At 36.8% G+C, this 7,252-nt stretch carries 4 protein-coding genes and 1 pseudogene; 1 reads left to right on the plus strand and 4 read right to left on the minus strand.

Features of this window, described 5'->3' with window-relative positions; translation table 11 throughout:
- Positions 1-434, minus strand: a pseudogene (locus ACKI67_RS03565) (membrane-associated Zn-dependent protease); the annotation flags it as partial.
- 228 nt (positions 435-662) lie between these two features.
- On the opposite strand from ACKI67_RS03565, the gene ACKI67_RS03570 reads away from it, so the two are divergent.
- Positions 663-1,331, plus strand: a complete 669-nt coding sequence (locus ACKI67_RS03570; RefSeq protein WP_407462019.1) for a hypothetical protein — start codon at positions 663-665, stop codon at positions 1,329-1,331.
- Positions 1,332-1,462: 131 nt separating this feature from the next.
- On the opposite strand, the gene glp is transcribed toward ACKI67_RS03570, so the two are convergent.
- From glp to ACKI67_RS03585, 3 genes are all read right to left on the minus strand, one after another.
- A complete protein-coding gene (gene glp, locus ACKI67_RS03575; protein WP_407462020.1) occupies positions 1,463-2,689 on the minus strand; it encodes a gephyrin-like molybdotransferase Glp in 1,227 nt (408 codons plus the stop codon).
- Positions 2,690-2,770: 81 nt separating this feature from the next.
- The gene (purL, locus tag ACKI67_RS03580; RefSeq protein ID WP_407462021.1) at positions 2,771-4,981 is read right to left on the minus strand and encodes a phosphoribosylformylglycinamidine synthase subunit PurL; all 2,211 of its coding nucleotides are present in this window, start codon (positions 4,979-4,981) and stop codon (positions 2,771-2,773) included.
- Between the two features lie 9 nt (positions 4,982-4,990).
- Positions 4,991-7,252 (minus strand): class I tRNA ligase family protein (locus ACKI67_RS03585; protein ID WP_407462022.1); only part of this gene is annotated, 2,262 nt, incomplete at its 5' end.

Below are 7,252 nucleotides of genomic sequence, written 5' to 3' on the forward strand. Positions count from 1 at the left end.
CCTATGGATTTCAAGCTTATCTTTTCCACTCTTGCCAATATTCCATGACTGAATTCGTGAACAATCAAAACTGTTGCAAGAGCAATGAGACCGCTTAGCAATGGAATGAATATTGGAGACCCTGGAACTTCCACACCTGGAACAACCAAACTGACTGTAGGTGCATCCATAAGTGTTTTAAGGGAATAGACCAAAGCCCCTGCCATAAGAACCATAAACCCTGCAGAGATTACGATTCCCACATTCATATATCCTCTCCAAAATCTAGGAGCCCTATTCGCCAACCTATCAATGAAGCCTCTTAACCTTTGAGTTTTCCACATCAAAATAGGGAAGTTCACTTCAACTCCATGATCAGTGAGATAATCCTTAAATACAATTGCAATAACCCAAATCAGTATAAAGGCTATTACATAATACCATATACCATTCATATTAACACTTGATAATTTTTAAAATTTTTATTTAAAAAGATTTTTTTCTAAAAGTTTTAATTCTAAAAGTTTTATTTAAAAGTTTTAATTTATAAATAATCCATTTTTAACAAATTTTAATAGATTTATTTAATTGAATAATATTATTAAGTTTTCATAATATAAAAAACTAATTATTTTAAATATAAAAAGAAATTTTTAAAAGCAAAAAGATTTATAGAATAAAATATGAATAAAAAAATTATTTTTTTAATATGTGTAATAGGGATTATAGCGCTTTTGGCCATTGGTGCAACAAGCGCTAAAAATAGTGATGTGGACACTTCAGATTGGGTGAATATTACTGTATATAACACCAATTTTCAGATTCCACCAGAGTATGGGGGAGGAAGCGAATCTGGAGGAAATTATGTTAAGACAAATGTATTCACATTTGGACTTGTAGCCTTGGAAGATGACAAGTCACTTAGAAACAACTATGGATATGAATCCACTCTTGATGAGCTTTATGACGTTGAAGAGTTGGAAATAGACGGCCATCATGCCGTTGCATTTTATAGTCACAGAAGCATTGTGGACCATGATGTGACTTATCTATATTTTGAATCCAACAAGACAATCTATGCATTGAGCTATGATGGAAATGATGTGAACGATACAATGAAGAAAATCGTTTCCTATAGTCCTAAATCCAATTTTTCCAAAGAAAAATTTGATGAAAAATTAAATAAGATGCAAGACGATTATGTCGAGGAGCAAAGGGAATATGAGGAAGCATATGCTTATGACCAAGGTTATAATAATGGATATTCCCAAGGAGTCATGAACGGCAGACATAACCATGATGACTACTTTGCATATTACTTATTCTATAGATTAGGAAGAAGGAGTCGTTAAATAAGAAAATAAATATGAATAGTAGAATAAAAAAATAAAAATCAATAATAAAATTATAAAAAAATTAATAATAAAAATAGCGATAAGAATTGAAAAATTCTTATCAAATTCTTTTTTTTAAAGTTTAATATTTAAAGGGTCGGCCAAGCCATATCATTGAAGAAGATCAAGTCTACTTCATCTCCCTTTTCAATTCCTTCATGGTTTTCATCGATTATGATATAACAGTTAGCTTCAACCATAGACCTTATGATACCGGAACCTCTATTCAATACATGATGCACTCCATTATCATCAGCTACTGCACGGATATAATCGGTTCTTCCAAGAGATGAAGGTATTTTTGCTTGGGAAATTCTTTTAATGACCTTGTGGGAATAATCGATTCCCTGCATTTTGAATATGTAATGTCTTGCAACGATATCAAATTGACCCATAGCAGCTACAGGTTGGCCTGAAAGCATAAATACTTGGGTTCCATTAACAATACCTGCACCAACAGGCTTTCCTGGTCTCATAGCAACACCATGGAATAGGACTTCACCTAATTCCTCCACCGCTTCGATAACTACGTCACCTTTACTAATAGCGGTTCCACCAGTTGTTATTACAACATCATATTCTTTGCTTGCCTTGTCTATAGCTTCCTTAACAGCTTCAAAATCATCTGCACCATGGTCAATATCAACAATAGCTCCAGCACTTCTAATCAATGCTGCGATGGTAAATTGATTGGAATTGATAATTTTAGCCTTATCAAGCTCTGGAGAAGGTTCCACCAATTCATTTCCAGTGATTAAAAGCTTGACTCTTGGCTTTTTATATACTTCAACTTCATTGTGTCCTGCTGAAGCGATCAAACCCATTTCCTGTGGTCTGATTAAAACATTTTCACCTAATATCTCATCTCCTTTGGCAATATCCTCTGCCTTTGGAGAAATGTTTTCACCAGGAGTCACTTGGGAATGAATCTCTAAATTGTCTCCATCCTCATAAGTGAATTCCTTCATTAAAACTGCATTGGCACCCTCTGGAATTGGTGCACCGGTAGCAATTACAATAGCTTCACCATTTGATAAGGTTTTTTGGGAAAAATCACCTGCTCCAATCCTATCAATGATCTTTAATTCTTTTATAACATTATTGGAAGCTCCGAATGTATCCTCTGCAATAACTGCATATCCATCCATTGCAGACTTGTCAAATGGAGGGGAATTATGGTAAGAAGATATGGAATGAGCTAAAACTCTACCTTGAGAATCCCTTACATGTATCTTTTCTGTATCCATAAGCTTTTGATTCTCATCAATTTTAGCTAAAGCCTCTTCTAATGGAATTAAATTTGATATAAATTTCATATTATCGTCCGTAAATTAAATAAATAAAATAAATAAATATAAATTTTTAAAAAAAATAAAAGAAATGAAAAATATTATAAATTAAGCCATGTACTTTTCAATGACACCATGATAAGCATCATCCAAGTCAGCAACAGCCAAATCTACAATTGTTTCATCACATTTTTTGATAACTAATGAATCTCCTTTGACTTCACCGATAATTGCAGCATCAACATCAATGGAATCGATTATTGCATCTGCCTTATCAGCGCTTACAGTTATGATAAATCTTGCATGAGATTCAGAGAACAATATGTTATTGTCACTGATGCCTTCTTCAGCTGGAACCTTGCTAATGTCCACTTCACAACCTAATTTGCCGCTCATAGCCATTTCAGATAATGCAATAGCTATTCCACCAGCAGATACATCGTGGGTTGCGGTTATTCCAAGTTCCTCTTCACCTTCAAGATATTTGGTGTAATCAGCATCATTTTCAATCAAATCGAGAATGGTATTTGCAGATGCCAATTCATCATCGATTCTGATTTTAGGAGCATCTCCTTGTTCCAAGTTATGAACTGCTCTGTGATATTCGGAACCTTCAACCTCATCATAGGTTTTACCGATGATTATGACCTTATCTCCTTCTTCTTTGAATGGAAGTGTTCTGATGTTTCCTAATTTCTCAACACCGATAACTCCAACAGCAGGGGTTGGGTTGATTTTGATACCTTCGGTTTCATTGTAGAAACTTACATTTCCACTGATAACAGGAGATTCAAACTTAGCTGCTATATCAGACATTCCTCTAATGCACTCCTTGAATTGCCAAAGGATTTCAGGGTTTTCAGGATTACCGAAGTTAAGACAATCTACAACAGCATAAGGTTTTGCACCCATTGAAACTACGTTACGAATAGCTTCTGCAACACTTCCCGCTCCACCATCATATGGAGAGAGTTTAGTGTGGATAGTGTTGGAATCAGCTGTAATCGCTACAGCGGTTTCATCATCAATCTGCAATACTGCTGCATCATCACCAGGCTTTACAACGGTTCTAGTTTGAACTTCGTGGTCATATTGCTTGTAAACCCACTCTTTGCTTGCAATGTTTGGAGAGGACAATACCTTGATTAATGATTCATCAATCGGACCATCTGCAACTTCAACCAAATCGGTTGGTTTAGCAGGTTCTCTCATTTCCCTATTGAGTGAAGGAGGATCTGCTAAAAGGATTGTTGGAACATCACATAAGGTTTGGAGTTCAATCTCTGCATCAAAGTCCTTTACAACCATATGATTTCCGTCGGTGACTTCACCGATTACTGCAGAAGGAATTTCATGCTTGTCACAAATGGATTGTGCCAATTCAACATCTTTAGGGTTGATAACAAATATCATACGTTCTTGTGATTCTGAAAGCATAATTTCATAAGGGGTCATTCCTTCTTCACGAAGAGGAATAGCCCTAAGGTCTACAACTGCACCATTTCCAGACTTGTCTACAAGTTCGGATACACAGCAAGTAAGACCTCCTCCACCTAAATCCTTTACACCTGAACAATCGATTTTTTCGAGGATTTCAAGTGAAGCTTCAAGCACTCTCTTTTTAGTGAATGGGTCAGCTACCTGTACTGCAGGACGGTCTTCTTTTTCTGAATCAGATGTTAACTCTTCAGATGCAAAGGTTACACCATGAATACCATCTCTACCTGTGGTTCCACCCATAAGCAAGAAAACATCTCCAATATTTGGAGCAACTGCCATGACTATTTCATCCTTTTTAACAAGCCCTGCACACAATACGTTTACAAGAGGATTGGTTCTGAAGGACTCGTCAAATTCAATCTCACCAGCAACGGTTGGAACACCTACCCTATTACCATAGTCAGATATTCCTTCAACAACATGTTCAAATAAGTATCTTGATTTTTGATCTTCAAGCGGACCGAAACGTAAGCTGTCGAGAAGAGCTATTGGCATAGCACCCATAGAGATAATGTCTCTTAAGATTCCACCAATACCTGTTCCTGCTCCACCATAAGGCTCAATAGCTGAAGGGTGATTATGACTTTCCATACCTACAGCAAGAGCATACTCATCTGTAATAGATACAAGACCTGCATCGTCTCCAGGTCCTAAAACTATGTTTTCTCCTTCAGTAGGGAACAATTTTAAAATTGGCCTACTACTTTTATATGAACAGTGCTCAGAGAACATTACATCCAACATTCCCTCTTCCAATTCGTTCATTTCTCTTCCAAGAATTCCTTCAATATATTTTACTTCAGAATCTGTTAAAGTCATTTTAACACCTTAGCTAAGTTTTACAACAGAAATGATTACTTTGTGATTTTCAATTTCCCATTCTTTAGAGTATTCCACTGAAATGTCTTCATACTCTCTTCCTAAACCTTTATCGGTACAAACTTCACAAGCTTTGCCATCAAATATTACAAGTGACCTTGCTCTGACTTCCTCACTAATTAAATCAGATTGCTTTTCAACCAATTCCTTGAATTCGGCATCGGTGTTTACCATAACACCAACATTGGCTTCAACATCCAAGTCCATATCCTTTCGCATGTCTTGGATTCTTCTGATAAGTTCACGAGCCATAGCTTCAGATAATATTTCCGGAGTGATTTTAGTATTTACGAATACGTTTCCTCCAGCAAATTCTGCACTTACAACATCATCAGGAAGTTCAGTTTCATAAAGAACATCATCTGCAGAGAGTTCAATTTCTTTCAAGTTGCCTTCTCTGTCTTCTCCTCTTACAAGATATTTGCCGGTTGAATTCAAACTGTCCTTGATGGAATTTCCTATTCCATCTGCTTTAGCTTGTCCGAAGAATTTTTGTACAATGCCCATATCTCCTTTAAGTCTTGGACCTAAGGTCTTGAGATTTGGTTTTGCAATAAATGTAAGATTTTCAAATTCAGTAGCTGTGATAACTTCTTTTGTATTGGATTGATCTTTTATAATGTCTTCAAGAGAGGATATGCTTTCCAATATGTCTTCATCCTGTGATACAACAGTGATGTCACTTACAGGCCATCTTAATTTGTATCTTGCAACATCCCTTGCTCTTGCAGATGCTTCGATAACGTCTCTCACATTATCCATTTTTGCTTCAAGTTCCTTGTCGATCAATGCTTCATCATACATCCAATCGTCCATATGAATACTTTCAGCTGCTTCTGCATCCAAGTTTTTGACCAAGTTTTCATATACCTCTTCAGATAAATGAGGAGTGATTGGAGCCATTAAATGGATTAAGGTATTGAGTGTTGTGTAAAGTGAGTAGTATGCACCTAATTTGTCTGGGTCATCACTTTCCACCCAAGTTCTTCCTCTAATCAATCTAACATACCATCTGCTTAAGTCTTCAAGAATGAAATTGTTGATTGCTCTTGTAGCCAAATGGAAGTGCACGTCATTGATTGCTTCCCCAACTTCTTTTGCAAGGGAATTTACACGAGACAAAATCCATTTGTCTTCATTTCTAAGAGTTACATTTGCATCAGGACCGTCAACAATACATTTTGCAGGGTCGAAGTCATCCAATGCCATATAAGTGGTTGAGAACACATATACGTTCCAGAAGATGTTAAACATCTTTTTAACGTTGTTCAATTCATCCCAAACGAATTTGAGATCATCCCAAGGCTTACAAGCCCATAAAAGGTAGAATCTAAGGACATCTGCACCGTATTTTTCAATGACCTCTTCAGGCTGGACAACATTTCCTAAAGACTTACTCATCTTTTTACCTTCTTCGTCCAGCACGAATCCGTGCATCAAAACCTTATTGTATGGAGCTTGGTCCAATGCAATTACACCAGTTCCTAATTGGGAATAGAACCATCCTCTGGTTTGGTCGTGTCCTTCACAAATAAAGTCGTAAGGATACCATTTTTCAAACATTTCCTCTTCACGAGGGTAATAAAGGGCTGCCCAACCTGCTACTCCTGAGTCAATCCATACATCCAATACATCAGGAATACGTTCCATTGAGCCTCCACAATCACATTTAATCAATACGTCATCAACATAAGGTCTGTGAACCAAATCTTCATCGCTAGCGGTGATTTCATTGATTGATTCATTTTTAAGCTCTTCAACTGAACCGATTACCTTAATTTCACCACAATCAGGACAGATCCAAATAGGTATTGGAATACCCCAGTATCTTTGTCTTGAAATGGTCCAGTCCTTAGCATTAGCTACCCAATCATGGAATCTTCCTTCACCAGCCCATTTAGGTACCCATTCAACTCTGTCAATTTCAGAGAGCATCTTATCCTTGATTTCAGGCACTTTGATGAACCATTGTTCGGTAGCCAAGTAAATGATAGGAGTCTTACATCTCCAACATACACCGTATCTGTGGTTGATTGTATCATGCTTAAACATTAAATCTTGAGCAATTAAATCAGCAATAATGGTGTCATTCAAGTCTTTGGTGAAGCCTTCCGCATAGATACCACCATCCTCGGTGAAACAACCTGCTTCATCCACTGGGCAGTGTATAGGAAGTCCTACTTTTTGACCGATTTCAAAGTCCTCAGGACC

Source organism: Methanobrevibacter sp. (genome assembly GCF_045577275.1).
GTDB lineage: Archaea > Methanobacteriota > Methanobacteria > Methanobacteriales > Methanobacteriaceae > Methanobrevibacter.

Excerpts from the sequence above, each read along its gene's own strand:
- purL (WP_407462021.1), bottom strand. The coding sequence starts at position 4,981 with ATGACTTTAACAGATTCTGAAGTAAAATATATTGAAGGAATTCTTGGA.
- glp (WP_407462020.1), bottom strand. The coding sequence starts at position 2,689 with ATGAAATTTATATCAAATTTAATTCCATTAGAAGAGGCTTTAGCTAAA.
- ACKI67_RS03570 (WP_407462019.1), top strand. The coding sequence starts at position 663 with ATGAATAAAAAAATTATTTTTTTAATATGTGTAATAGGGATTATAGCG.